Genomic DNA, 25,597 nt, shown 5'->3' on the forward strand with positions numbered 1-25,597 from the left:
GCAAACGGGTTCCGGCCCTTTCGTCTACTGCTGGGCGCGCAGTTCCAGGCCCGTGCCGTTGGCGTTGCGCAGGGTGAGAGTGTCGGCGTCGATGGTGGCCTCGGTGTGACCGTCGAGGACGCCGAGGACGTGCTGTTCGACCTCCATCACCTCCGGCGGGCACATCATCTTCGTAGTGGCCACCTCGAAGCTCACCTCGTCACCGGGGCTGAGCTGCGCGGTGCCGGTCAGCCGATTGCATCCGGCGGTGCCGCTGACCTGGCCGTCGGCGGTGATCATGAGGGTGGGTCGGGCCTCGTCGAGCGCGGCCGAGCGGATCTTGGCGTCCGGGGTGAGCAAGGTGGTCGCGATCCAGGTGGTGCCGGTCAGCGGTTTGTCCGGGGTGACGATCTTCTTGTCGGTGAGGTGGACGGTGACGTCGGTGCCGGTGAGGGTCAGGTTGTCGCCGTCGAGCCGCCAGGTGGGGCTCGCCTCGAGGAACGAGTTCTGCCAGGCGTCGGCCTGGCCGCGATCGCCGGGACAACCCATCAGGGTGCCGGCGAGCCGGGAGGTGCGCAGCACGTTGTCGCTCAAATCGACGGTGCCGCTGCTGGTATTGCACCCGGAGTTCGCGGTGATCCGCCCGTTGTCGAAGGTGAGCGTCATCGGACCGCCGCCGGGGATCGCCCCGCCCTCCACCCGCGTCGACAGATAGGTGTGCCCCATCGGCGTCGGCTTCGGTGGCGCGTCACCCGAGTCGCCGGACGAACAGGCGCCTGCCGCGACGGCGAGCACACACAGAGCGGCGAGGCGGAGCGGGAATCCCGGCATCGGCCCATCGTACGTCCGCCCGGCGACTGCAGATCAAGATCACCACGCGCTGGTGGCGGTGGGCTCTCGGCCGATGCCGCCACCACAGCGTGGTGAGCGTGCGTCCGGCTGGGGGACCGGGGATATGCTCGGGAATGTGACGGGTGTGGCGGGTGAGCGGGTGTCGACCTGGGCTCCGCTGCGGTCGCCGGTGTTCCGGGCGTTGTGGATCGCGCAGCTCGTGTCGAATCTGGGCACCTGGATGCAGACCGTCGGCGCACAGTGGATTCTCGTCGATCAACCCAATGCCGCGGTGCTCGTGTCGTTCGTCCAGACCGCGATCACGCTGCCGGTGATGTTGCTGTCCATTCCGTCCGGGGTGCTGGCCGATCTGCTCGATCGGCGCCGGTTGCTGATCGGTGCGCAGGCAGGCATGGCCGTGGCCTCGCTGACACTGACCGTCTTCACCGCGACCGGCCACACCACGCCCGCGGTGCTGCTCACCCTGTTGTTCCTGCTCGGCTGCGGTCAGGCGCTCACCGCGCCCGCGTGGCAGGCGATCCAGCCCGAACTCGTGCCGCGCGACCAGATCACCTCGGTGGCGGCGCTGGGCAGTATGAGCGTGAACATCGGTCGCGCGGTCGGGCCGGCCGTGGCGGGTGTGCTGGTTTCGGTGGCCGGGCCGACGGTGGTGTTCGGATTCAACACGCTCTCGTTCGTCGGCATCGTTGCGGTGTTGCTGGTGTCGAAATGGCCGGTCCGGGTTCGTTCGCTGCCGAGCGAACGCCCGCTGGCCGCTTTGCAGGCGGGCACCCGGTTCATCCGGGCCGCGCCCGCCATCCGGCGGGTGTTGTTCCGCTCCATTCTGTTCATCGCGCCCGCCAGCGCGGTGTGGTCGTTGCTTCCGGTGATCGCGCACGACCGGCTCGGGCTGGCCTCCGACGGGTACGGCTTGCTGCTCGGTGCCCTCGGGCTCGGTGCGGTGTGCGGTGCGCTCGGGTTGTCGCGGTTGCGGGTGCTGTTCACGCCGACCCAGCGATTGGCGCTGGCCGCGGTGCTGTTCGGGATCGGCGCGGTGGCGACCGCGCTGGTGCACAGTGTCGTGCTGGTGCTCGTGTTGCTCGTCGGCGCCGGGCTGGCCTGGTTGCTCGCCATGTCGACCCTGAACTCGACCATGCAGCTGCTGCTGCCCGCCTGGGTGCGGGCGCGCGGGTTGTCGGTGTACATGCTGGTGTTCATGGGCGGGCAGGCCATCGGCTCGCTGCTGTGGGGTCTGGTCGCCGGGGCCTACGGCGCCGTCACCGCGTTGCTCATCGCGGCGGCGCTGCTCGGGGCGTGCGCGGTGAGCACGGTGTGGTGGCCGATCCGGCACAACGTCGAGGAGATCGACCTCTCACCGGCCGCGTACTGGCCCGAACCGCAGCTCGTCGTCGAGCCCGACCCGGCCGACGGGCCCGTACTCGTGCTGCGCGGTTACGACGTGCCGCCGGAGGACGTGGCGGCCTTCACCGACGCGATGGCGCTGGTCGGACGGTCACGGCAGCGCACGGGGGCGATGGAGTGGCGGCTGTATCGCGATGTCGGGACCGTCGACCGGTTCGTCGAGGCGTTCGTCGTCCGCTCGTGGGCCGAGCACATGCATCAGCATCAGGTGCGGCTCACCGCGCGTGATCGGGAGATCGAACAGACCGTGGCGCACTACGCGGCGGGGCCCGAGACCGTCTCGCATCTGGTCGCGGTCGAGCCTGGTTAGACCGGGCGCCCGCCCAGCACCTAGGATGGTCGCCATGTCGCTGTTCCTCGATATCCTCCTTGTGATCACCAGCGTGCTGTTGGTGCTGCTGGTGCTGCTGCACCGCGCCAAGGGCGGCGGCCTGTCCAGCCTCTTCGGTGGCGGCGTGCAGTCGAGCCTGTCGGGTTCCACCGTCGTCGAGAAGAACCTCGACCGCGTCACCATCTTCGTCGGCATCGTCTGGCTGATCGCCATCCTCGGCATCGGCCTGGAGATCAAGTTCTCCTGATTCTCCCCGCGGTGACCCGTCACGTACGGTGACGGACATGAACTCTGGGGGAGTCGTGCGGTCACGTCGGCCGGTGCCGACCTGGTGGACCGTTGTCATGTGCTGCATCGCGGTCGCGACCGCACTGAGCTGTGGTGCCCTGCTCTGGCAGAACACGGTCGATGGGCCGATCGAACGCCTGCTGATCGCCTTCGTGATACTCGGTGCGGTCGGTGTGCTGTGGTTCGCCTTCGGGATCGTCGGGCTGGTGGCGTTCCGTGGGGCCTGGCTCACCGTGGTCGCCCCGTTGATCGTGGTGCTCACCGCTGTGCTGGGCGGGACAGGCACCGCGCAGCGATTCGGTTGGTCGCTGTCCAAACCCGATTTCGAACGAGCCGCGCAGACATGTGAGCCGTCCACCGCCGACCAGCGCATCGGATTGTTCACCGTCACCGAGGTTCACCAGGAAGACGGCGGATGCCTGTTCCGGACACCCGGCGGCTTCATCGGCAGTGTCGGCTACGCCTACCTGCCCGGCGGTGCACCCGAGCCGACGGGGGAGTACGACGAGACCTACCGGCCGTATGACGGTGTGTGGTACCGGTTTTCGGGGTGGTGATCACCACGGTTCCTCGGCGGCGGTAGTCGCGAGCGCCGGCTCGGAAGGTTCTTCCACCCGGTCGAGGTGGTGGGCGAGCAATGGACCGATGTGGGCGAAGACCGAGGTGTTGGTGAGCTGGGCGTGGGTGGCCTCGACCGGATGCTCGATCACCTCGCCGGTGACGAACGGTTGCCACATGTCGCCGTCGAACATCGCTGTGATGCCGCGTGTCGCCGAGAAATACAGCAGATCACCGTCGAAGCGGGCGGGGCGGTAGGTGTGCGACAACCGCACGCCCGCGATGTAACCCCGGTGCAGACGTTCGAGCTGGCTGGCCGAAAGTCCGGTACCGAACGAGGTTTTCGTGCTCGCCAGGGTCGCGGCCGCCTCGGCGGCGGTGACATCCGGGGCGGCGTCGGCGTCTTCGGGTTCGTCACCGAGCAGGTGGGTCAGCAGGTCGCGCATGCGCGGTGTCGGTGGTTCCTCCGGGGTGTAGACGACGCTGTCGAGCATGGTCAGCACGCCGACCCGGGCGCCGGTGTCGCGCAGGCGGACGGCGAGGGCGTGGGCGATCTGGCCGCCGAGCGACCAGCCGAGCAGGTGGTACGGGCCACGGGGTTGTAGTTCGAGGACGGCCGCGAGGTAGTGCTCGACCAGGTCGTCGATTGTCGGTGTGCCCGTGAGTTCGGTGGCTTGCAGGCCGTAGACGGGACGGTCGGGGAGGTAACCGGTCAGGCCCGCGTAGCACCAGGCCAGCGGTACCGCCGAGTGCACGCAGAACAGGGGTGGGCGTGAACCCTTGCGGCGCAGGACGAGAACTGTGCCGAGTGCGTCGTCGTCGCCGCTGTGGCCGTCGAAGCCGGCGATGCGTTCGGCCAGCGCCGCCACCGTCGGTGTGGTGTAGAGCCAGCGCACGGTGACGGGGACGCCGGTCGTGGCGGCGATGTCGGATGAAACCAGTACGCCGAGAAGGGAATTGCCGCCGAGTTCGAAGAAGTCGTCGTCGAGGCCGACGGGGGTGCCGAGCGTTGCGGTGATGCGGTCGGCGATGAGGCGTTGGAGCTCGGTGGCCGGTGGGCGGATGGGGTTCGCGGTGATCGTCGGTGCGGGGAGCGCGGAGCGGACGACTTTCCCGTTGCCGCCCAAGGGAAGTCGGTCGAGTTCGATCAGGGTGGCCGGCACTAGGGCTTGTGGTAGCGCGGCACGCAACCGGGCCAGGACGGCGGCGGTGTCGACGCGGTTTCCCGATACGGGAACCACGTAGCCGATCAGACGCGCGCCCGGTGTGCCCGTATCGGCGGCGGTGACCACGGCGTAGGCGATCTCGGGTTCGATGAGCAGCGCCGCCTCGATCTCCGCGGGTTCGATACGCCTGCCGTGGACCTCGAGCTGGGCGTCGAGCCTGCCGAAGAATTCGAACTCCCCGTCGGGGCGGGCGCCGACCAGATCGCCGGTGCGGTACAGGCGGGAACCGTCACCGAACGGGTCGGCGACGAAACGTGCGGCGGTGGCGGCCGGGTCGTTCAGATAGCCGTCGGCTACGCACGCGCCGCCCACGTAGAGCTCACCCCGCGCGGTGACCGGCGCCTGCCGCAGGCGCGTATCCAGGACCCACGCGGACACTCCCGGCAGGGGATGGCCGACCGTCACCGCCCCGTCGGGGCGCATGGCATCCGTCTCGGTCACCATGATCGTGGTCTCGGTCGGCCCGTACCCGTTGAACAACCGCACCTGGGGTGCCCACTCGGCCATCAGTGCGGCCGGGCACGCCTCGCCGCCGATCGCGACGACCTCGACGGTGGGAAGCTGCTGGGGTGACAGCGTGGCGAGCACGGCGGGCGCGGTCTGGAAAACGGTGCAGCCGGTACTGCGGATCAGCTCGGCCATCTCCGGACCGGCCACGACCGTCGGCGGGGCGACCACCACCCGGGCGCCCGCCGCGAAACCGGCGAGCAGTTCGAGAAGGTGTGCGTCGTAGGTCGCGCTGTGGGAATGCAGAAGAACCGAATCGCGGTGCAGTCCATATTGTTTCAATAGGTAGTCGGTAAGGTCACCCAGTGCGTGGTGGGCGACGACGACACCTTTGGGCGTGCCGGTGGTGCCCGAGGTGTGGATCACGTACGCCGGATCACCCGGCAGCAGCGGGCGCGGGCGATCGTGGTCGTCGACCGGGGTACCCGGGTAGCGGTTCGCCTCGGCCGGATCGTCGATGGCGAGCCAGGTGATCGCATCGCAGCCGACGCTCACCCAGGAAACCGTCACTCCGAGCGGCGCCCCACAGCGCGCGATGATGGTGGACAACCGGTTCGGGGGTTCGTCCGGGTCGACGGGGACGAAGCAGGCCCCCGTCTTCGCCACCGCCCACAACGCCACCACCGATTCCAGCGAACGCGGAATCGCGACGACGACGAATGTCCCGGGCCCGGCGCCGCGCGCGAGGAGTGCCCGAGCCCACCGCGACGAGATCTCGTCCAGCTCCGCGTAGGTGAGGGTACGGTCCCGGTCTTGCAGTGCCACTGAGGAATACGTCGCCTCGCAGGTTGCGTTGTCGCCCGCCGTGTCCCGCGCCTGCCGGGTCGGCCGAGTCGGTGGCGAAGCGACGGCCTGCGGTGGCGGGGTGACCTGTGGTGGCAGGCAGCCGGGTGTCGGGAGGGCTGAGCACAGGAGCTCGGACAGAGTTCGCGTAGGTGCGTTCGAGCGTATCGAGCTGGGGGACAACTGGTTCGGTGACCGCATGGAACCGGCGGCCGCGGCGTGCATGGTGATGGGGTCGTGGGGGTGGGCGGTGAGGAAGTGGGTGAAGTAGGTGAGGAACGTGCCGTGGTGGGTGAGGACGGCGTCGTGGGAGTAGCGGGCGGGGTTGGCCTGGAAGTCGATGGAGACCTCGTCCGGGCCGATCTGGTAACCGTTGACATGCAGATCCGTGACCGGACCCAGGGCGAGCAAACGCACCTGACCCGACAGCGGACCCAGGTGTAAGGGCTCGGTGAAGGCGAGGGTGTTGACCACCGGACCGAATCCCTCCCGCAGGGTCGGGTGGTCGCCGCGGATGTCCTCGTGCCGGTGCCGTTGATGACGCAACGCACCGATCACCGCCGCCCGCACCTGTGCGATCACAGCGCCGACGGTGATGTCGTCCAATCCGGACAGCCGCAGCGGAACCACATTCGACATCGACCCCGCCGAACGACGCAGCACGGCGGTCGGTCGCGCGGTGACCGGAATGGTCAGGGTCACCTCCGTGCTCCCGGTCATCCGCGCCAGATAACACCCGAAAGCGGCGATGACCAGCTCCGGAAAGGTGGCGCCGTGCCGGGCTTTGGCGTCCGCGAGCTGCCGCACGGTTCCGGCATCGAGGGTGGTGCTCACCTGATGCGGGCGGGGGGCGGGGGCCGCCGCCCGCCGGGCCAAACTCACCGGCTCACCGACCCGCGCCAACTGCTGCCGCCAGTAGGCGCGGTCTGCTTCGGCGCGGGCGGATGCCCGGTAGGCGCGGTCCTCGTCCAGCAGTTGCGCGACTGACAACGGTTTCCGGTCGGACCTGGCCGCTCTGCTCGGCGATTCGACGACCGCGCTCGTCTCACGGAGGGCGGTGCGGTAGAGGTCGCCCGTTCGCGTGAGGAGGGCGGCGGCACCCATACCGTCGAGGACGATGTGGTGGCTGCGCAGGTACAGCAGGTGGCGGGTGGGCGTGATGGTGAAGATCGAGGCGACGGTCAGGTCGGGGGCGAGCGGGTCGAGAGGGGCGCTGTGGTCGCGTTCCATGTGGTCGAGGGCCACCGCGACGGCGTCGGGGGTGGTGGTCAGATCGACGATGTCGAAGGCCAGGGGGGTCGCGGAGTCGACGAATTGGTGCGGGATGCCGTCCACGAGAGTGAGCCGCACCCGGGGGGATTCGAATTCGGCGGCGGCCTGCCGGGTGCAGCGGGCGAGCAGGTCGAGGTCGGCATCGCCCGCCAGATCCAGGTACATCGCCACGGTGGCGGGGACGTCGGGGTGCAATTGCTGAGCGAGCCACCAGCTCCATTGCGCTTGGGACAGTGGGCAGGTGACCCCGACATCCGACCGCACCGTGAACACGCCTCCATGGGTTGACACCGCACCGCTGAAATGTTCCCGGCAAACCTACGGCACATCGCGTGCCCGCGGCCCGTTTTCGGCGGCGGGTGTGTCCCCGGCGGAGAGCCGAGGCGGCGGAAGCACGTCCCGGCGAGAGGGGGCGGGTCAGCTGATGTCGATCGTTCCGTCGAACATCAGCGGCGTCGGCCCGGGCAGACAGTCGGTGAAGGAACTGGTCGGCATCGGCACGCCGTAGCCGATCATGTTGGACGCACCGTTCTCGCCCTTGGCCACCGTGATCTGGATGGCCATCGAATCCGGGGCGAACACCATCACCGGTTCGGCGGTGGTGATCGGATACACCAGCGACACCTTGTTGCCCTGAACCCGCAGGCAGGTGACCGGCCCGGTGACCTTCACCGGCAACGGCATGTTCCCGAACTGCCCGGTGGCGACGTAGGTACCCGTGGCGGGCCCGTCACCCTGCCCTTGCGCGTCGACGTGCAGGATGTTCAACCCGAGTACCTGCATACTGCCGTCGATCGACACCGTCGCCGGTGCCGCCGCGGCCTGCCCCGCACCCGCGGCGACCGCCGCTGCCGCCACCGTCACGATGCCGAAACGTGTAAGCCCTGTCCTCATGACGAAATCCTCCGAGTAGACGAGTGTGTGCGGCGTGTACCCGGCGCGCAGTCACCAAACCGCGCCGATCGCGTACTTCTCGACCGGATTCGGCGAATTCCTCGCAAAGCGGACCGAATTCAGGGCAGAAGGGCCAGTGCCGCCTTCTCGATGTCCGTTTCGCTCAGCAGCACGGTGTCCGCGGCGGGGCCGAGCGGAACGAAACTGTCGATGCTGGTGACGCGGGCGAGGGCGCCACGATATCCGGCGTCGAGGAGCGCGGCGAAGACCGATTCGGACACACCGCCGCTGTGGCGGGTCTCGTCGGCCACCAGCACCCGGCCCGTCGCGACAGCCTGCTCGAGCAGGTCCGCGATCGGCAAGGGGCTCAGCCACCGTAGATCGAGGACGCGGGCATGCACGCCTCTGTCCGCGAGGCGATCGGCGACGCGCAGACTCATCGGAACACCGTTGCCGAACGTGACGATGGTGAGATCGGTGCCGTCGCCGTAGACGCGGGCGCTGCCGATCGGGACGTGTTCGGTGGTGGGCGACGCGAGCCATCCGTCGTCGCCGGGATGCAGGTCGCGGGTGTGATACAGGGCGATCGGTTCGACGAACACGCAGACCCGGCCGTCCACCCGCGCCGCCGAAACACACGTGCGCAACAGGGCGGCGGCATCGTCGGCGCGGGCCGGGACGGCCACCACCACACCGGGGATGTCGCGCAGTGCCGCAAGGGAATTGTCGTTGTGGAAGTGCCCGCCGAAACCCTTCTGGTAGGCGAGGCCCGCGATGCGGACCACCATCGGATTGCGGTACTGCCCGGCGGAGAAGAACTGCAGCGTCGCCGCTTCGCCCCGGATCTGGTCGGCCGCATTGTGCACGTAGGCCAGGTACTGGATCTCCGGAATCGGCACGAACCCGGCCGATGCGGTGCCGAGCGCGGTGCCGAGCACGGCCTGCTCGTCGAGCAAGGTGTCGAACACCCGCCGCGCCCCGAATCGCTTCCGCAGACCCTTCGTCACCCCGTACACCCCGCCCTTGCGGCCCACGTCCTCACCGAAGACCAGCACGTCGGGGTCGCGGGCGAGGAGTTCGCCGAGGGTGTGGTTGATCGCTTGGGCGAGGGTCGTCCTGGGGCTGACAGACAGGTCCTTGCTCGGGGAGTCGGTGGTGGGCGCGGAGCGGAGAACGTCTGCGCGGACGGCCGACGGGTGGGAGGGGGCGAGGGGAGCGATGACGGCCGACGCGGAATCCAGCCGCGCCTCGCGCACCACCCCGTCGCTGACCTCGCGCACCCGGTCGGCGATGCGGTCGTAGCGGGCGAGCAGGTCGGACGTGTCGGTGACGCCGGTGGCGAGCAGGTGGCGGGCGGTGCCGAGGAGGGGATCGCGGGCCAGGTCGGCGGCGATGTCGGCCGGGCCACGGTAGCCCGCTTCCACATCCGAACCCGCGTGGCCGCCGAGGCGGACCGTGCGCATGTGCAGGAAGATCGGGACCCGCCACGTGCGGGCCAGATACACCGCGTCCTCGGCGGCACCGAGGACATCGGGCAGGTCGCATCCGTCGGCGGCGAGATAGGTCAGGCCGGGGCGTGGACCGTAGGCGCGCTCGATCCAGTCGGCCGGTGTCGGGACGCTGATCCCGATCCCGTTGTCCTCGCAGACGAACACGATGGGCATCGGCACGCCCTGGTGGGAGGCGTGGACGGCGGCATTGATCGCACCGGTCGCGGTGGAGTGATTGGCCGAGGCGTCACCGAAACTGCACACCACCACCGCGTCTCGTGGCCACGGGCACGAAATACCTTGGCGGGCAGCCCTTTCGATCGCGAACGCGAGGCCGACGGCGCGGGGTAGATGCGAGGCGATGGTCGAGGTCTGGGGAATGATCGACGCGGCGGCACTACCGAACACCTTGTGCCGCCCACCGGAGATCGGGTCGCTCGCCGCCGCGACCACCCCGAGCAGCACATCCCGGATCGGATCCAGGCCGGGCACCCGCTTGCACCGCTGTACGAAGAACGCCCCGGACCGATAGTGCAGCAGGGCCGGATCATCCACCCGTAGGGCCGCGGCCACCGCCGCATTCCCCTCGTGCCCCGACGATCCGATGCTGTAGAACCCCTGCCGTGCGGTCCCCAGCCGCCGGGCCGCCAGGTCGAGATGCCTACTCGCCACCTGCGATTCGAACAACTCCAACCCGAACGCCGCATCGATCCCCGCCCTGGCATCGGCCCCTCCCGTCGCGAGCCCCACCACGGCTGTCCGGAACGCCGCATCCAGATCTACCGACCCTCTGCCCACCTCGCCCATTGCCCACTCCTCGCCCGCAGCCGAGCCGACGCCGATCGCCATGCCGAGAGCCCCGATGCTAACGCCGTGAACACCGGCCCACGGTCGACTCGGCTACCGCTGAATCGCGACCGGGACGAATGAAGTGCCTACGGCGCGCTAATGTATGCGATTCGCATATAATTCTGGATATGGATTCGAGCCAGCGAGCAGCGATAGAGGAGTGGCACGCGAGCGTCGACTCCGGCGACCTCGAGCGGTCCGCGAGGGCCGTCGGAGATCCGATCGTGGTCCTGGGTCCGAAGGGCGCGGGCTCGATCACGCCCGCGCAGTTCGCGGAGTGGGTCAAGCGTTCGGGAATCACCCTGGTCCCTCGGTCCTGGCACGCGGTCGGCAAGCATCTGGCGGTGGTCGAGCAGGACGCGACGTGGCCGGAGAGCACGGAGCCCATGCGAGTGGCCACGGTCTTCCGCACCGCAGGCGGGAAGGTCACCGCCGCGTTGCGGATGCCGGACCTCCACGCCGCCCTCGAACTGGCGCACATCTGCCGTGAGATGGCGGCATCCGAATGAGCGAACAGGGACCGGGGCAGGTTCTGTTCCACTTCGTCCGGCACTGGGCACGTCGGCCGGTTTCGGCGGACATCGAGGGTGATCAGGGGCGCATCGTGGTGGTGTGCGAGGCGGTCCATGCGCTCGGGCACCGGGGAACCCGGGCGACGGTCACGGCGATCGGGGACGAGATCGGGATCGATCAGAGCGGCGCTTCCCGGTTGATCAAGAGCGCCGCATCAGCCGGCTATCTGGACATGACTACGTCCGCCGGCGATGGTCGACGACGCGAAGCATCGCTCACCCCTGCGGGCCGGTCCCTGCTGGATCAGGCACATCGCTGGCAGGAGGCCGTCTTCGCTCAGCTGACGACAGGCTGGAGTGAGCAGAAGCGCCGCGACTTCCAGCACGCGATGACCGACCTGATGGACAGCTCGTACGCGGTGGAGGTCCGAGCCGTCGAACAAGGCTGACGGCGCCGATCATGTCGAACCGGTGGCACCGTCAGCCGCACGTCACTCTTCTTCGTCGTCGATATCGACCAGCAGGTCCGTCGCGGCGGCTTCGTCGATGACCCAGGTGGTGGATTCGATGCCGACCGCGCCCGCCGAGGGGACGTCGTCGGGGGAGGCGCCGTTGACCGCGGCGGCTACCGCGGCAGCCTTGCCTTCACCGCTGACCACCAGCATCACGTGGCGGGAGCGGTGCACGGCGGGCAGTGTGAGGGAGACGCGGGTGGGTGGGGGCTTGGGGCAATCATGGACCGCCACAACGTAATCCGTCTGCTCGCGGACGGCGGGGGAGTGCGGGAAGATCGAGTCGATGTGTCCTTCGGGGCCCATGCCGAGCACCGTCAGGTCGATGTCGCCGCGCTCGTCGAGTTCGGTGTGCAGCAGCTGGGCGTAGGCGGCCGCGGCTTCCTCGGGCGAAACGTACGGGCCGTCGGAGGCGGCGATCGGGAACACCTTCGCCGGATCGAGCGGGACGAAGTCGAGCAGCGCCTCGCGCGCCTGCAGTTCGTTGCGATCCGGGTCGCCCGACGGGACGAAACGCTCGTCGCCCCAGTAGACGTACAGGTTCGACCAGTCGATGTCGCCGGGCGCCTGGCGCACCTTCTCGAGCAGGCGGATGCCGTCGCTGCCACCGGTGAGCGACACCGAGGCGTTGCCGCGTTCGGCCTGTGCGGCGACGATCACGGCGACGAAACGTTCGGCGGCGGCGTCGGCGAGCAGTTCCTTGTCGTCGTGCACCTCGACGGTGTTGGCGGGGAATTCCTCGCCGAGCTCGTCGTGCAGTTCGATACGGTCACTCATAGGTCACCTTTTCGATTCCGGCGAGCGCCTCGGCGTAGATCTCGTCGGCGTCGAGCCGGCGCAGTTCCTCGGCGAGACAATCGCGAGTTTCCCGGCGCGCCAGCGCGATTCGCTGGTCGGGGGCACCGGTGCGGGTCAGCGTTGCCGTCCTGCCCAATTGCGGTCGAGCGATGGCGATCGAATCGGTGGCCCGGCGGATCTCCACCCGCAGCTCACCGGTCCTGCGGACGACCGGGCAGTCCAGCCGCGCGGCCAACCACCCCGCCAGCGTATCCAGCGCGGGCTCACTGGCCAGCCCGGACACGCTCACCGACAGCACCGGTTCGAACGGCGGTTCGTCCAGTGCGGCGGCGAGCAGCGCCCGCCAGTAGGTGATGCGGCTCCACGACAGGTCGGTGTCGCCGGGGGCGTAGGAGGCGCAACGTTTGCCCAGCGCGGCCTGTGGGTCGGGCGCGAACGTGGCGTCGGTGATGCGCCGCTTGGCCAGCTTGCCCACCGAATCCTGGGACGGAAAGTCCGGTGCCCCACGCGGCCACCACGCCACCACCGGGGTGTCGGGCAGCAGGAACGGCGTCACCACACTGCTCTCGTGGTTCACCAGCGGACCCTGCAACCGCAGCACGATCACCTCGGCCGCCCCGGCGTCACCGCCCACGCGGATCTGGGCGTCGAGCCGGGTCTCGGCGTCGCGGTCGCCACGGGCGAGCACGATCACGCGACAGGGGTGTTCGCGGCTGGCGTCGTTGGCGGCGTCGATGGCGTCCTCGGCCTCGGACGAATCCAGGGTGCACACGACGAGGGTGAGCACCCGGCCCTGGGTGATGACACCGTTGGACTCGCGCAGCTGCACCATCCGCTTGGCGACCTCGACGGTGTTGGTGTCGGGCATGTCGACGATCACGGGCGCCGCCATTCGCGCCCGCTGCGCGCGAGCATCTCGTCGGCCGAGGCGGGACCCCAGGTGCCTGCCTCGTAGGGTTCGGGTTTGCCCTCGGCGGCCCAGTGCGCGATCACCGGATCGAGGATGCGCCATGACAATTCGACCTCCGCGTTGACGGGGAACAGGGACGGCACGCCGAGCAGCACGTCCAGGATCAGGCGTTCGTAGGCCTCGGGGGAGGACTCGGTGAACGCCTCGCCGTAGCTGAAGTCCATGTTCACATCGCGCACCTCCATTCCCGAGCCGGGCACCTTGGAACCGAAACGCAGGGTGATGCCCTCGTCCGGCTGCACCCGGATGACCAGGGCGTTCTGGCCGAGCTCCTCGGTCATGGTCTGGTCGAAGGGCAGGTGCGGCGCGCGTTTGAACACCACCGCGATCTCGGTCACCCTGCGGCCAAGGCGTTTTCCGGTGCGCAGGTAGAACGGCACCCCGGCCCAGCGCCGGTTCTCCACGTGCAGGGTGATCGCGGCGTAGGTCTCGGTGCGCGACTGCGGGTCGAACCCCTCCTCCTGGTGCAGGCCGACCACGTGTTCGCTGCCCTGCCAGCCCTCGGTGTACTGGCCGCGGGCGGTGGTCTCGTCGAGTGGTTCGACGAGTTTGGTCGCCGAGAGCGCCTTGATCTTCTCGGTGGTGAGCTGCATCGGTTCGAAGGAGGTCGGTTCCTCCATGGCGGTCAGCGCCAGCAGTTGCAGCAGGTGGTTCTGGATGACGTCACGCGCGGCGCCGATGCCGTCGTAATAGCCCGCGCGCCCACCCAATCCGATGTCCTCGGCCATGGTGATCTGCACGCTGTCGACGAAATTGGCGTTCCAGATCGGCTCGTAGAGCTCGTTGGCGAAGCGCAACGCCAGGATGTTCTGCACCGTCTCCTTACCGAGATAGTGGTCGATGCGGAACACATGCTCCTCCGGGAACACCCGGTTGACCAGGGCGTTCAGCTCCTGGGCGCTGGCCAGGTCGTGCCCGAAGGGCTTCTCGATCACCACCCGCCGCCACGGGGTGTAGCCCTCGGGGCGCGGGGCGGCCTCGGCCAGTTCGTGTTCGGAGAGCTGGTCGAGGACCACCGGGAACATATTCGGTGGAATCGACAGGTAGAAGGCGTAATTGCCGCCGGTGCCACGGGTGGCGTCGAGGTCTTTCAGGGTGGTGGCGAGGGTGGCGAAGGCGGTGTCGTCGTCGAAACTGCCCTGCACGAAACGCAACCCTTCGGCCAGGTGGTCCCAGACCTCCTGGCGGAACGGGGTGCGCGCGTGCTGCTTCACCGCGCTCAGCACCACCGCGGCGAAATCCTCGTCGGCGTAATTGCGCCGGGCGAAACCGACCAGGGCGAAACCAGGGGGCAACAGCCCCTGGTTCGCCAGGTCGTAGATGGCCGGCATCAGCTTCTTACGGGACAGATCTCCGGTGACACCGAAGATCACCATGCAGCAGGGCCCCGCGATGAAAGGCACCCGTTTGTCGCGTTCGTCGCGCAGCGGGTTGTGCCACAGCCCCGCCTTGTCCGTCGTTGCTGTGCCGGCCATCAGATCAGTTGCCCCCTGCCGCCGCGGTGCGCAGTTCCTCGGTGGTGGCGTCGATCAGCTCACCCCAGGAGGCCTCGAACTTGTCGACACCCTCGCGCTCGAGCACCTCGAACACGTCGGCCAGGTCGATGCCGGCGGCCTCGAGATCGCCGAACACCTGCGCGGCTTCGACGGCCTTGCCGCTGAGCGTGTCGCCGCGCACCTCGCCGTGGTCGGCGAAAGCCTGCAGCGTCTTCTCCGGCAGCGTGTTGACCGTGTTCGGGCCGACCAGCTCGGTGACGTACAGGGTGTCGGGGTAGTCCGGGTTCTTCACACCGGTGGAGGCCCACAGCGGCCGCTGCCGGTTGGCGCCCTGGGAGGCCAGGTGGTTGTAGGTGGAGGTGTGCGCCCCACCGTCGAACACGTCCTGGTACTCGGCGTAGGCCAGCCGGGCGTTGGCCACGCCCGCCTTGCCGCGCAGCGCGAGCGCTTCGGGGGTGCCGATCGCCTCGAGCCGCTTGTCGATCTCGGTGTCCACGCGGGAGACGAAGAACGACGCGACCGAGTGGATCTTGGCCAGATCGTGGCCCGCGACCTTGGCCTGCCGCAGCCCGTCGAGGTAGGCGCCCATCACCGCGCGGTAGCGCGGCACGGAGAAGATCAGCGTCACGTTCACGCTGATGCCCTCGGCGATCACCGAGGTGATGGCGGGCAGGCCCGCCTCGGTGGCCGGGATCTTGATGAACAGATTCTTGCGGTCGACGATCTTCCACAGCTCGATCGCCTGGGCGACCGTCTTGTCGGCGTCGAAGGCGAAGCGCGGGTCGACCTCGATCGAGACCCGGCCGTCGACACCGCCCGTCGACTCGAACACCGGGGCGAGCACGTCGCAGGCGGCGCGCACGTCGTCGGTGGTGATGGTGCGGATCGCCGCATCGGCGTCGGCGCCTTGGGCCGCAAGGTCTTTCACCTGCGCGTCGTAGGCGTGACCGACACTGAGCGCGGCCTGGAAGATGGACGGGTTCGTGGTGACACCGACGACGCCCCTTGTCGCGATCAGGTCGGCGAGGTTGCCGGACTTGATGCGGTCACGGGACAGATCGTCGAGCCACACCGAGACCCCCGCTGCCGCGAGTGCGGCGAGATTCTCGTTCTGTGCCATGGTTTTACCCCTTCACCTTGTCGAGCGTGCGCTGCGCGGCGGCGACGACGGCATCGGCGGTGATACCGAATTCGCTGTAGAGCTTCTTGAAGTTCGCGGACGCGCCGAAGTGCTCGATCGACACGATCTCGCCCGCGTCACCGACGAGCCGGTACCACGGCATCGCGATGCCGGCTTCGACGACGACCCTGGCGCGGACCGCGGGCGGGAACACCTCGTCGCGGTAGGCCTGGTCCTGTGCGTCGAACCATTCCACACACGGCATCGAGACCACGCGGGTCGGAATGCCCTGTGCCTCCAGGGTAGTGCGTGCCTCGACGGCCAGTTGCAGCTCCGAACCGGTGCCGACGAGGATCAGCTCCGGGGTGCCCGTGGACGCCTCGGCCAGCACGTAGCCGCCCTTGCGCACGCCCTCGTAGCTGGTGCCCTCGAGGGTCGGCACGTCCTGGCGGGTGAGCGCCAGCGCGGACGGGCCGTCCTGGTGGGGAGCGTCGTAGGTGTGGAAGTGCGAGGCGTGCTCGTCGGAGTCGCGCTCGAGGATGGTTCGCCAGGCGTAGGCGGTCTCGTTGGCGTCGCCGGGGCGGACCACGTTGAGGCCGGGGATGGCGCGCAGCGCGGCCAGGTGCTCGATCGGCTGGTGCGTCGGGCCGTCCTCGCCGAGGCCGATGGAGTCGTGGGTCCACACGTAGATCGCGGGCACCCGCATCAGCGCGGCCAGGCGGACCGCCGGGCGCATGTAGTCGGAGAACACCAGGAAGGTGCCGCCGTAAGGACGGGTCGGGCCGTGCAGGGCGATGCCGTTGAGGATCGAGCCCATGGCGTGCTCACGGATACCGAAGTGCAGGGTGCGGCCGTAGGGCTGCGCCTTCCACATGCCGGTGGAGATGGCTTCGGGACCGAAGCTGGGCTGACCGGGCATGGTGGTGTTGTTGGACTCGGCCAGGTCGGCCGAACCGCCCCACAGCTCGGGCAGCACGTCGGCGAGCGAGGCCAGCACCTTGCCGGAGGCCTTGCGGGTGGCCATACCCTTCGGGTCGGGCTCGAAGGTGGGCAGGTGCTCGGTCCAGCCCTTGGGCAGCGAGCGGGTGAGCAGGCGGTCGAACAGTTCCTTGTTCGACGGGTTCGCCGCGGCCCAGGCGTCGTAGTCGGCCTGCCAGGCCTGCTGGGCCGCCGCGCCGCGCTCGAGCGCCTTGCGGGTGTGCTCGATGACGGCCGGGTCGACGTCGAAAGACTTGTCCGGGTCGAAGCCGAGCGCCTTCTTCACCGCGGCGACCTCGTCGGGGCCGAGCGCCGCGCCGTGCACGCCACCGGTGTTCATCTTGGAGGGGGCCGGGAAGCCGATGATGGTGCGCAGGATGATGATCGACGGCTTGTCGGTCACCGCCTTGGCCGCCTCGATGGCCGCCTCGATCGCCACCACGTCCTCGCCGCCCATGACGGTCTGCACGTGCCAGCCGTAGGCCTCGTAGCGCGCGGCCACGTCCTCGGTGAAGGCGATGTCGGTGTTGTCCTCGATGGAGATCTCGTTGTCGTCGTAGATCAGCACGAGGTTGCCCAGCTGCTGGGTACCCGCGATCGAGGACGCCTCGGCCGTGACACCTTCCTGCATGTCACCGTCGGAGGCGATGACGAAGATGTGGTGATCGAACGGGCTGGCGCCTTCCGGGGCGTCGGGGTCGAACAGGCCGCGCTCACGCCGGGCCGCCATCGCCATGCCGACCGCCGAGGCCAGACCCTGGCCGAGCGGGCCGGTGGTGATCTCGACACCGTCGGTGTGGCGGAACTCGGGGTGACCCGGGGTCAGCGAATCCCACTGGCGCAGCTGCTCGAGGTCGGACAGCTCGAGGCCGAAACCGGCCAGGTACAGCTGGATGTAGAGGGTGAGGCTGGAATGCCCACACGAGAGCACGAAGCGGTCGCGACCGGACCAGCTCGGATCGGCGGGGTTGTGGCGCATGACGCGCTGGAAGAGGCTGTAGGCGACGGGGGCGAGGCTCATCGCGGTGCCCGGGTGACCGTTGCCCGCCTTCTGCACCGCATCGGCGGCGAGAACACGGGCGGTATCGACGGCCTTGGTGTCCAGGTCCGTCCAGTCGCTGGGATAGTTCCGCTGAGTGAGGGCGCGAATGTCGTCTGTGACTGACACGACCGTGGTTCTCCTGACCTAGGTTTCGTCGACGGCGAGTAGATGGCAGCGGCGATGGTGTCGTACTGGACCGCACGCGGCCGGGGGTGCGTACCGATGTACAGGAATACCCTAGAGGTGCTGTTCCACCTGAACGGCGCGAACCCTGAGTGTGAGTCTAGTGGCCCGTCCCACGATCACGCCGGGGGTCGTCCCCGGGAATCGGCGCGGCGCGCGGCACGTCGTTCACCTGCGTGTCGGGCTCGGTTCACCCGCAGACACCCTGCGCAACCCCCGACCCAACCGGTCCCGGTCGCGGCGCGCCTCCGCCTCTGGACTGACCGGAGGGTGCGACGAAGGAGTGCCCGCAGGGAGGGAAGAGGCGGAGTTAAGCGCCGCGACCCGCGGCGCCAGCCGCCAATGACACCGTCTACCATCGTCTGTAGTAGTGGCCGCGCCGCAGCCGCGCGCTGCTCGTTCCAATGCCGGATGCGAAGCACAGCGTGCGAGGAGAAACAGTGCGGATCGGTAACCAGCCGGGTAGTAGCGGTGCGCACGATTCCTCGACGGCTCTCGCCGATCGTCTGGCGGGCGACAGCGTGTTCGCCCGGGTCGTGCGTAAGCCGCTGGCCTACATCGCGCTCACCAAACCGCGAGTCATCGAGCTCCTGCTCGTCGCGACCATCCCGACCATGCTCTTGGCCGACCGTGGCAATGTCGACATCCGGCTGATCCTGGTCACCCTGTTCGGCGGTTGGATGGGCGCGGCCAGCGCCAACACCCTCAACTGTGTCGCCGACGCCGACATCGACAAGGTGATGAAGCGGACCGCGCGCCGCCCGCTGGCCCGCGACGCGGTGCCAACCTCGCACGCGCTGGTCTTCGGCCTGGCGCTCGGCGCGATCTCCTTCGCCTGGCTGTGGTGGCAGGCCAACCTGCTCAGCGGCGTGCTCGTGGTCGCGACCATCCTGTTCTACGTCTTCGTCTACACCAAGGGCCTCAAGCGCCGGACCTCGCAGAACGTGGTGTGGGGCGGCGCGGCCGGCTGTATGCCCGCCCTGGTCGGCTGGTCGGCGGTCACCGGGAACATCGGCTGGCCGGCGATCGTGCTGTTCGCGGTCATCTTCTTCTGGACGCCGCCGCACACCTGGGCGCTGGCCATGCGTTACAAGGAGGACTACCGGGCGGCGGGCGTGCCGATGCTGCCGGTGGTCGCCACCGAGCAGGTCGTCACCAAGCAGATCGTCATCTACACCTGGCTGACCGTGCTGGCCACGCTCGCCCTCGTCCCGGCGACCGGTGTCATCTACGCGGCCGTCGCGCTGGTCGCGGGTGCCTGGTTCCTGCTCATGGCGCACCAGCTGTACGCGGGTGTGCGCCGGGGTGAATCGGTGAAGCCGCTGCGACTGTTCCTGCAGTCCAACAACTATCTGGCCGTGGTGTTCTGCGGTCTGGCCGTTGACTCGGTGCTCGGCTGGACCACGCTGGGCAGCGTCGTCGGTCTGTAGCTCTCGCGCGAACTCGAACCGGCGGCCGGGCAGTGATTGCCCGGCCGCCGGTTTCGCGTCTACGGCAGCAGGACGATCGAACCGGTGGTCTTGCGGGCCGCGAGGTCGCGGTGGGCGTCGGCGGCGTCGGCGAGCGGGTAGGTGGCGCCGATGCGCAGTTTCAGTGTGCCCGCCGCGATGGCGTCGAAGATATCAGTTGCGCGCCAGAGGAATTCGGCACGATCGCGGGTGTAGGCACCCAGCGACGGGCGCGTGAGCCACAGTGAACCGGCCGGATTGAGGCGCTGCGGATCGAACGGCGGTACCGGACCGCTGGCCGCGCCGAACAGGGCGAGGGTGCCGCGCACTCGCAATGAGGCGAGGCTCGCTTCGAAGGTGCTCGCGCCGACGCCGTCGTAGACGGCCGCCACGCCCTGGCCGTCGGTGAGTTCGCGGACCCGGGCGGCGAGATCGTCGTCGTAGCGCAGGACCTCGGCGGCACCCGCTTCGCGGGAGAGCTTCTCCTTGGCATCGGTCGAGACCGTGGTGATGACGCGCGCGCCCTTGGCGGCGGCCAGCTGAGTGAGCAGCAGACCGACCCCGCCCGCGCCCGCGTGGACGAGGACCGGGTCACCGGGTTCGGGGGTGAAGACCGATTCGACCAGGTAGTGCGCGGTCATGCCCTGCAGCAGCGCCGCCGCCGCGACGGCCGGTTCCACGCCCTCGGGCACCTTCACGGCCACCGCCTCGTCGACGGCCACCTTCTCGGCGTAACTGCCCGGCGCGGCCGCCCACGCCACCCGGTCGCCGACGGCGAACTCGGTGACCTCGGCGCCGACCTCGGCGACCACACCGGTGCCCTCCGAGCCCGGGATATAGGGGGTGGCCTGCGGATACAGCCCGGTGCGGAAGTAGATGTCGATGTAGTTGACACCCACACCCTCGATGTCGACCAGCAGTTGTTTCGGGCCGATTCGCGGGTCGTCCACCTCCACCGACCGCAGAACCTCGGGACCACCGTGCTCGGAAACCTGAATCGCGCGCATGAGTCCCCTTTGTACACCCCGTGTTCGGTGTCACTCGGGGGTGGACGCGAAACTACCGACCGGTAAACTCTCGCCCATGAGTACAACCGCCGCGCCCGAGGCCGTGAAGGTGCCCGCCGAGGTCGAGAAGTCCATCGCGAAGTTCGTCGCCGAGCACGGCGGTTCGGGCACGGCCGTGCTGCAGTACCTGGGCGAGCAGGGGGTGCGCATCACCCTCGTCGGCGAGGACGGCGTCCTCGGTGACCGTGTGGTGGCCGATCTGGCGACCGCCAAGGCCGTCGTCGAGCGCGTCAAGGGGCTCACCGAGACCGAGGAATGGGACCGCGAGCTGGTTTCCAAGGTCACCCCGGCCAAGGGTCACTGGGCCAAGATGGCGGGCTGGGTCGCTCGCTCCACCAAGTTCCCCAAGGCCCGCAACGCGAACGTCTTTCCGGGAGCCTGATCCCGGACGGTCGCGATCGAGCACGTCACGCGGTCGCCGCAGCACTCACGATGTGAGATTGCGGCGACCGCGTGCTTTTCGGGACCCTCGGCTGAGATGGTCTAGTTCGTCGATGTGGAGCGCGGTGGTCGCCGTGCCGATCAGGGGCTGCTGCCGCGCAGGCCGGTTCGGTCGTGCCGCGCGATCGTGGGCGGCGTCAGTGTGTGGTCGTCGCGGATACGGCGGCGGGGGCATCGACGGTTTCGCGGGTGCGCAGCGAAGCCCACAAGGCGGCCGTGGCGGCGGTGCAGGCCGCAGCGCCACCGACGTGGATCGCGACAAGAGCGGCGGGCACGTCGGTGAAGTACTGGACCACACCCACCAGCGCCTGGGACAGGACGATCCCGAGCAGGACGAACAGTCGCTTGCGGATCGCCGGGGTGATGCCGACGGCGTAGAGGCCGAAGGCCAGACCGATGAGCAAAGCCAGGTACCCGATGAGCAGCTGCGAGTGCAGGTGTACCAGGGTGACGATCTCGACCTCGAGGCGTGCCACCGGGCGGTCGATGCTCTTGTCACCGGCGTGCGGTCCGGCGGCGGTGACCAGCGTGCCCGCGATCAGCACGCCCGCCAATGCCACGCCGCTCAGCGCGGTGAGCCGGCGCAGGGGAGCGGGCACCTGCACGGTGTCGATACCGTCGTCGGGCTGACCGATCTTCGCGTACAGCACCACCGCCAGCCACACCATCACCATCGAGGCGAGCAGGTGCACGGCCACCGTCCACCACAGCAGGCCGGTGCGCACGGTGATGCCGCCGATGATCGCCTGCACGACGGTGCCGCCGGGCATCAGCCAGGCATAGACGAGGACTTCCTTGCGACGGCGGGCCCGCACGACGGCCAGCACGATCAGCGCCGCGCACAGTGTCACCACGAAGGTGAGCAGCCGGTTGCCGAATTCGACGGTCTGGTGCAGCACCGGCACCTCCGACACCCCGACGGGGGTGAAGCTGCCGGGGAAGCACTGCGGCCAGGTGGGGCAGCCGAGACCGGACGCGGTGACGCGCACGATCGCGCCGGTCACCGAGATCCCGGCCTGGCTCAGAATCACCGCGAGGGCGATGAGCCGCTGGGTCCGCAGCGAGGGGAGTGGCAGCCGGTCGACGAGGCCGAGGAAGGCGCGATACAGCACGTCACGATGGTACTGGCAGGCGATTCCCGCTCGATACCCGGGCTACTACAGTGCGTCGTTGGTCACGTCAGTTGAAGCGGAACAGCCGGGTGGCCAGTGACCCGCACACCACGCCCCACACCGCGAGTACCGCGACGCCGAACCAGTCGATCGACCCGGCCAGGGCCGCTTCCAGGGCGTAGGCCAGCGCGCCGGAGGGAACCAGGCGCGCGATCACCGTCAGCGCGGCGGGCACGGTGTCGACCAGGACGAGACTGGCGATGCCGAGCATGACGAACCACAGGATATTGGCCAGTGCCAGCACGATCTCGGCCTTGAGCGTGCCCCCGAGCAGCAGACCCATCGCCGCGAAGGTCGCCGTGCCGAGCGCGATCACCAGCGCGCCGAGGGCCAGCCCGCCGGCGCCGGGACGCCACCCGAGGGCCATCCCGATCGCCCCGAGCAGCACCGCCTGCAGCACCACCACGATCAGGACGGCGGCACACTTGCCCGCGATCACACCCCAGCGCGGGAGCGGGGTGGCGCCGAGCCGTTTGAGGGCGCCGTAGCGGCGGTCGAAGCCCACCGCGATGGCCTGACCGGTGAACGCGGTCGACATCACCGCCGTCATCATCACCATCGGCACGACCCGATTCACCCGGTCGGTACCAAGATCCCCGAACGGCAGCAGGGTGAGTCCGATCAGCAGGGTGATCGGGATGAACATGGTGAGCAGCAGTTGTTCGCCGTTGCGCAGCAACAGTTTCAGCTCGAGCGTGGTCTGCGCGACGAGCATCGCGGCGCGCGAGGCGGGGCGCGGGTCGGGGGTGAAGGTGCCGGGCTGGAACCGGCTCACGGTCTCGGTCATCCGCGCAGGTCCCGTCCGGTGAGTTCGAGGAAGACGTCTTCGAGGCGTCGCTGATCGATGCGGATATCGGTGGCGAGCACGTCCATCCGTGCGCACCAGGCGGTCACCGTCGCCAGTACCTGCGGGGTGATCTCGCCTTCGACCAGATAGGTGCCCGGCGTGGTCTCGTGCGGCGAGAACCCTTCGGGCAGCGCCGATTTCAGCAGTTCGATATCGAGTTTCGGTGGCGCGCAGAACCGCAGCTGACCGGCGGCGCCGTGCGCGGTGACCTCGGCGGGGGTGCCCTGGGCGACGATCTCACCGTGGTCGATGATGACGAGCTGGTCGGCGAGCTGTTCGGCCTCGTCCATCATGTGCGTGGTGAGCACGACGCTCACCCCGTCGCGGCGCAGGGCATCGATCAGTTCCCACACGATCAGCCGGGCCTGGGCGTCCAGCCCGGCCGTCGGTTCGTCGAGGAACACGATCTCCGGCCTGCCCACCAGGGCGCAGGCGAGGGCGAGGCGCTGCTGCTGACCGCCCGAGAGGCGTCGGTAGGGGGTGCGCCGGTTGTCCTGCAGGCCGAGGGTGCGCAGCAGCCAGTCGGGGTCGATGGGGTCGGCGGAATAGGCGGCGACCAGGTCGAGCATCTCGCCCGCGCGGGCGCCGGGGTAGGCGCCGCCACCTTGCAACATCACCCCGATACGCGGCCGCAGCTGTTCGGAGTCTCCGATCGGGTCGAGACCGAGCACGCGGACCGTTCCCGCGTCGGGGCGCACGAAGCCCTCGCACATCTCGACGGTAGTGGTCTTACCGGCGCCGTTGGGGCCGAGCAGCGCGAAAACCTGGGCCTGCTCCACGTCGAAACGCAGGCCGTCGACCGCGGTGGTGTCGCCGTAGCGCTTGACCACGCCGTCGACGCTAACGGCGGGTCCCGGGCTTCTCGTCACGATGTGACACGGTAAGCCGTGGCCTCCTGTGACGGAGCCGACACCCCCGCCTGGGCCCGCCACGGCAGGGTGTGCCGGGTGAGGACGTAGAACAGCGCGAAGCACACCGCGGCCGCCAGGGCGGCGCCGATGATCTGGAAGACCTGGAATTCGGCACCACGCGGCATGACGAGCATCGACACCACCGCCGAGAACGCCACGGCGGGCACGCGGAACACCGGTTGTGTGGCCCAGGCGGCGAGCGGGACGATCGCCCACAGCAGGTACCAGGGCTGGACCACCGGGAACAGCAGCACGATCGCACCGAGCGACACACCGAGCGCGCCCACCGGGTGCAGGCGGCCGGTGCCGGTCGCCACCAGCATCCGCACCGTCACATAGCCCGCGACGAGCCCCGCGATGGGCCGGGTGATCGACAGCAGTGCCGTGGTGTGGTCGCCGAGCCCGAGCAGCACCCCGCCGAAACCGGTGATGACGCCGATCACCGTCGGCAGCGACATCCAGCTGCGCACCGCGTTGGCCACACTGAGGGTGAACACCCACCCGAAGCCGAGCCCACTGGCCCAGCTCACGAAAAGTGTTGTCGCCCCGGCGATCACCCCGAGCAGGGCGGCGGCCTTGACGACGGCGAGCAGGGTGCCGCCCCAGCGCCGGGCCAGCGCCATGCCGACGAAGCCGAGCGCGATGATGGAGGTGAACTTGATCGACGACGACAGCGTGATCACCACCGCGCCGCCGACCAGCAGGGCGTAACCGCGGGCGTCGAGCGGGGGCATGTGCCCGTTCAGGGTGTCGCGCTTGCCGCCGTCGCCGTAGATGGCGCGCAGCGTCAGCTCCATGCCCGCCAGCATCAGACCGATCATCAGCGCGTCGTTGTGCACGCCGCCGACCAGGTGGAACAGCACGAGGGGGTTGGCCGCGCCGAGCCACAGCGCGCTCACCGGCGCCACCCCGCAGCGCACCGAGAGCCGGGGCAGCGCCCACACGATCAAGGCGACGCCCGCGAGCGCGAGCAACCGGTGCACCCACACACCCGCGATGATGTTGTCGCCGGTCAGCTCGGCGATACCGCGCCCGATCCACAGGAAGAGCGGGCCGTAGGGCGCCGGTGTGTCACGCCAGATGGTCGGCACATTGTTGGTGAGGACGTTGTCGATCCCGAGCCCGGCGACGGGCCCTTCGGCGTACGGGTCGATGCCGCGCGCGGCGATCTCGCTCTGGGCCAGGTAGGAGTAGACGTCGTTGCTGAACATCGGCGGCGCCACCGACAGCGGGATGATCCACAGCAGCAGTGTCCGGTCGAGCTGGGACCGGGTGAGCCGGTGCAGCGGCGATCCGGCCAGGCCGCCGATAGCGAAGCGGCCCAACAGCAACCACGCTCCGATCACCAGCACGGTGCCGAACATGCACATCGCCAGCGACCCGGTATGCGCGCGGGCGAAGATGCCGAGCACCCGTACACCGGAGACCGGATTCTGGTGCACGGGCTGCGCGCCGATGCCGAGCGCGGCGATGGCCATCAGCACGGCGCCGGTGGCGCCCATCAACCGGATGCGGTCCAGTTGAGCGCGTTCGCGTTTGTCGAGGCCGGGGACCTCGGTTTCGTCGCGGTGCAGGGCCGCGACGGTGTGATCGGGCGCGGGCACGTCGAACCCGAGGGCTCGCCGCCCGAACGCCAGTGTCTTGCGCGCCGCGCCCTCCAGTACCGCCAC

Annotated in this window: 21 protein-coding genes; 7 read left to right on the forward strand and 14 right to left on the reverse strand. The window is 69.1% G+C overall.

Annotation, left to right across the window (positions count from 1 at the left end; translation table 11 throughout):
• Window positions 1-24 precede the first annotated feature (24 nt).
• Window positions 25-810, reverse strand: a complete 786-nt coding sequence (locus ACWEVR_RS04945; protein ID WP_452465871.1) for an META domain-containing protein — start codon at window positions 808-810, stop codon at window positions 25-27.
• Between the two features lie 124 nt (window positions 811-934).
• Here ACWEVR_RS04945 and ACWEVR_RS04950 point away from each other — a divergent pair, with 124 nt between their 5' ends.
• Genes ACWEVR_RS04950 through ACWEVR_RS04960 form a run of 3 tightly spaced genes read left to right on the forward strand, consistent with a single transcriptional unit; the run spans window position 935 to window position 3,408 of the window.
• Entirely contained in the window at window positions 935-2,542 is a 1,608-nt protein-coding gene (locus tag ACWEVR_RS04950; RefSeq protein ID WP_452465872.1) for an MFS transporter, read from the forward strand.
• 34 nt (window positions 2,543-2,576) lie between these two features.
• Window positions 2,577-2,810 carry a preprotein translocase subunit SecG gene (secG, locus tag ACWEVR_RS04955; RefSeq protein WP_067493884.1) on the forward strand — a complete coding sequence of 78 codons (234 nt, stop codon included), beginning with the start codon at window positions 2,577-2,579 and terminating at the stop codon, window positions 2,808-2,810.
• Window positions 2,811-2,847: 37 nt separating this feature from the next.
• Window positions 2,848-3,408, forward strand: a complete 561-nt coding sequence (locus tag ACWEVR_RS04960; protein ID WP_452465873.1) for a hypothetical protein — start codon at window positions 2,848-2,850, stop codon at window positions 3,406-3,408.
• On the opposite strand, the gene ACWEVR_RS04965 is transcribed toward ACWEVR_RS04960, so the two are convergent.
• From ACWEVR_RS04965 to ACWEVR_RS04975, 3 genes are all read right to left on the reverse strand, one after another.
• Window positions 3,409-7,470, reverse strand: coding sequence for an amino acid adenylation domain-containing protein (locus ACWEVR_RS04965; RefSeq protein WP_452465874.1), 4,062 nt, complete (start codon window positions 7,468-7,470; stop codon window positions 3,409-3,411).
• 144 nt (window positions 7,471-7,614) lie between these two features.
• A complete protein-coding gene (locus ACWEVR_RS04970; protein WP_452465875.1) occupies window positions 7,615-8,091 on the reverse strand; it encodes a hypothetical protein in 477 nt (158 codons plus the stop codon).
• 119 nt (window positions 8,092-8,210) lie between these two features.
• On the reverse strand, window positions 8,211-10,388 hold the full coding sequence (locus ACWEVR_RS04975) for a thiamine pyrophosphate-dependent enzyme (RefSeq protein WP_452466151.1): 2,178 nt from the start codon (window positions 10,386-10,388) through the stop codon (window positions 8,211-8,213).
• A 170-nt stretch (window positions 10,389-10,558) separates the two neighbouring features.
• Here ACWEVR_RS04975 and ACWEVR_RS04980 point away from each other — a divergent pair, with 170 nt between their 5' ends.
• Window positions 10,559-10,939: a hypothetical protein gene (locus ACWEVR_RS04980; protein ID WP_452465876.1), complete on the forward strand. Its 381-nt coding sequence runs from the start codon at window positions 10,559-10,561 to the stop codon at window positions 10,937-10,939.
• Window positions 10,936-11,391 carry a MarR family winged helix-turn-helix transcriptional regulator gene (locus tag ACWEVR_RS04985; RefSeq protein ID WP_452465877.1) on the forward strand — a complete coding sequence of 152 codons (456 nt, stop codon included), beginning with the start codon at window positions 10,936-10,938 and terminating at the stop codon, window positions 11,389-11,391. Before ACWEVR_RS04980 ends, ACWEVR_RS04985 begins: the two co-directional genes overlap by 4 nt.
• Before the next feature lie 42 nt (window positions 11,392-11,433).
• Here the strand turns inward: ACWEVR_RS04985 and pgl are convergent, their stop codons facing one another.
• The 5 genes from pgl to tkt are packed head-to-tail and all read right to left on the reverse strand — an operon-like array spanning window position 11,434 to window position 17,984.
• Window positions 11,434-12,231 carry a 6-phosphogluconolactonase gene (pgl, locus tag ACWEVR_RS04990; RefSeq protein WP_452465878.1) on the reverse strand — a complete coding sequence of 266 codons (798 nt, stop codon included), beginning with the start codon at window positions 12,229-12,231 and terminating at the stop codon, window positions 11,434-11,436.
• The gene (gene opcA / locus ACWEVR_RS04995) at window positions 12,224-13,132 is read right to left on the reverse strand and encodes a glucose-6-phosphate dehydrogenase assembly protein OpcA (RefSeq protein ID WP_067636576.1); all 909 of its coding nucleotides are present in this window, start codon (window positions 13,130-13,132) and stop codon (window positions 12,224-12,226) included. Before opcA ends, pgl begins: the two co-directional genes overlap by 8 nt.
• Window positions 13,129-14,697 carry a glucose-6-phosphate dehydrogenase gene (gene zwf, locus ACWEVR_RS05000; protein WP_452465879.1) on the reverse strand — a complete coding sequence of 523 codons (1,569 nt, stop codon included), beginning with the start codon at window positions 14,695-14,697 and terminating at the stop codon, window positions 13,129-13,131. Before zwf ends, opcA begins: the two co-directional genes overlap by 4 nt.
• 4 nt (window positions 14,698-14,701) lie before the next feature.
• Window positions 14,702-15,838, reverse strand: coding sequence for a transaldolase (gene tal, locus ACWEVR_RS05005; RefSeq protein ID WP_452465880.1), 1,137 nt, complete (start codon window positions 15,836-15,838; stop codon window positions 14,702-14,704).
• Window positions 15,839-15,842: 4 nt separating this feature from the next.
• Window positions 15,843-17,984 (reverse strand): transketolase, encoded by a 2,142-nt coding sequence (tkt, locus tag ACWEVR_RS05010; RefSeq protein ID WP_356984263.1) that lies wholly within the window; start codon window positions 17,982-17,984, stop codon window positions 15,843-15,845.
• Window positions 17,985-18,481: 497 nt separating this feature from the next.
• Here tkt and ACWEVR_RS05015 point away from each other — a divergent pair, with 497 nt between their 5' ends.
• Window positions 18,482-19,471, forward strand: coding sequence for a heme o synthase (locus tag ACWEVR_RS05015; protein WP_452465881.1), 990 nt, complete (start codon window positions 18,482-18,484; stop codon window positions 19,469-19,471).
• Window positions 19,472-19,530: 59 nt separating this feature from the next.
• On the opposite strand, the gene ACWEVR_RS05020 is transcribed toward ACWEVR_RS05015, so the two are convergent.
• Window positions 19,531-20,496: a quinone oxidoreductase family protein gene (locus ACWEVR_RS05020; RefSeq protein ID WP_452465882.1), complete on the reverse strand. Its 966-nt coding sequence runs from the start codon at window positions 20,494-20,496 to the stop codon at window positions 19,531-19,533.
• Window positions 20,497-20,572: 76 nt separating this feature from the next.
• Between ACWEVR_RS05020 and ACWEVR_RS05025 the strand changes: the two genes are divergently transcribed.
• Window positions 20,573-20,938 (forward strand): hypothetical protein, encoded by a 366-nt coding sequence (locus ACWEVR_RS05025; protein WP_452465883.1) that lies wholly within the window; start codon window positions 20,573-20,575, stop codon window positions 20,936-20,938.
• Between the two features lie 196 nt (window positions 20,939-21,134).
• Here the strand turns inward: ACWEVR_RS05025 and ACWEVR_RS05030 are convergent, their stop codons facing one another.
• From ACWEVR_RS05030 to mptB, 4 genes are all read right to left on the reverse strand, one after another.
• Window positions 21,135-22,109: a COX15/CtaA family protein gene (locus ACWEVR_RS05030; RefSeq protein ID WP_452465884.1), complete on the reverse strand. Its 975-nt coding sequence runs from the start codon at window positions 22,107-22,109 to the stop codon at window positions 21,135-21,137.
• 67 nt (window positions 22,110-22,176) lie between these two features.
• Window positions 22,177-22,956, reverse strand: coding sequence for an ABC transporter permease (locus ACWEVR_RS05035; RefSeq protein WP_452465885.1), 780 nt, complete (start codon window positions 22,954-22,956; stop codon window positions 22,177-22,179).
• Window positions 22,953-23,888: an ABC transporter ATP-binding protein gene (locus ACWEVR_RS05040; protein ID WP_452466152.1), complete on the reverse strand. Its 936-nt coding sequence runs from the start codon at window positions 23,886-23,888 to the stop codon at window positions 22,953-22,955. Before ACWEVR_RS05040 ends, ACWEVR_RS05035 begins: the two co-directional genes overlap by 4 nt.
• Entirely contained in the window at window positions 23,882-25,597 is a 1,716-nt protein-coding gene (gene mptB / locus ACWEVR_RS05045) for a polyprenol phosphomannose-dependent alpha 1,6 mannosyltransferase MptB (RefSeq protein ID WP_452465886.1), read from the reverse strand. The genes ACWEVR_RS05040 and mptB overlap by 7 nt, the downstream gene beginning before the upstream one ends.

The organism is Nocardia sp. NPDC003979, from assembly GCF_053605015.1.

Excerpts from the sequence above, each read along its gene's own strand:
- ACWEVR_RS04945 (WP_452465871.1), bottom strand. The coding sequence starts at position 810 with ATGCCGGGATTCCCGCTCCGCCTCGCCGCTCTGTGTGTGCTCGCCGTC.
- ACWEVR_RS04950 (WP_452465872.1), top strand. The coding sequence starts at position 935 with ATGCTCGGGAATGTGACGGGTGTGGCGGGTGAGCGGGTGTCGACCTGG.
- secG (WP_067493884.1), top strand. The coding sequence starts at position 2,577 with ATGTCGCTGTTCCTCGATATCCTCCTTGTGATCACCAGCGTGCTGTTG.
- ACWEVR_RS04960 (WP_452465873.1), top strand. The coding sequence starts at position 2,848 with ATGAACTCTGGGGGAGTCGTGCGGTCACGTCGGCCGGTGCCGACCTGG.
- ACWEVR_RS04970 (WP_452465875.1), bottom strand. The coding sequence starts at position 8,091 with ATGAGGACAGGGCTTACACGTTTCGGCATCGTGACGGTGGCGGCAGCG.
- ACWEVR_RS04975 (WP_452466151.1), bottom strand. The coding sequence starts at position 10,388 with ATGGGCGAGGTGGGCAGAGGGTCGGTAGATCTGGATGCGGCGTTCCGG.
- ACWEVR_RS04980 (WP_452465876.1), top strand. The coding sequence starts at position 10,559 with ATGGATTCGAGCCAGCGAGCAGCGATAGAGGAGTGGCACGCGAGCGTC.
- ACWEVR_RS04985 (WP_452465877.1), top strand. The coding sequence starts at position 10,936 with ATGAGCGAACAGGGACCGGGGCAGGTTCTGTTCCACTTCGTCCGGCAC.
- pgl (WP_452465878.1), bottom strand. The coding sequence starts at position 12,231 with ATGAGTGACCGTATCGAACTGCACGACGAGCTCGGCGAGGAATTCCCC.
- zwf (WP_452465879.1), bottom strand. The coding sequence starts at position 14,697 with ATGGCCGGCACAGCAACGACGGACAAGGCGGGGCTGTGGCACAACCCG.
- tal (WP_452465880.1), bottom strand. The coding sequence starts at position 15,838 with ATGGCACAGAACGAGAATCTCGCCGCACTCGCGGCAGCGGGGGTCTCG.
- ACWEVR_RS05020 (WP_452465882.1), bottom strand. The coding sequence starts at position 20,496 with ATGCGCGCGATTCAGGTTTCCGAGCACGGTGGTCCCGAGGTTCTGCGG.
- ACWEVR_RS05025 (WP_452465883.1), top strand. The coding sequence starts at position 20,573 with ATGAGTACAACCGCCGCGCCCGAGGCCGTGAAGGTGCCCGCCGAGGTC.
- ACWEVR_RS05035 (WP_452465885.1), bottom strand. The coding sequence starts at position 22,956 with ATGACCGAGACCGTGAGCCGGTTCCAGCCCGGCACCTTCACCCCCGAC.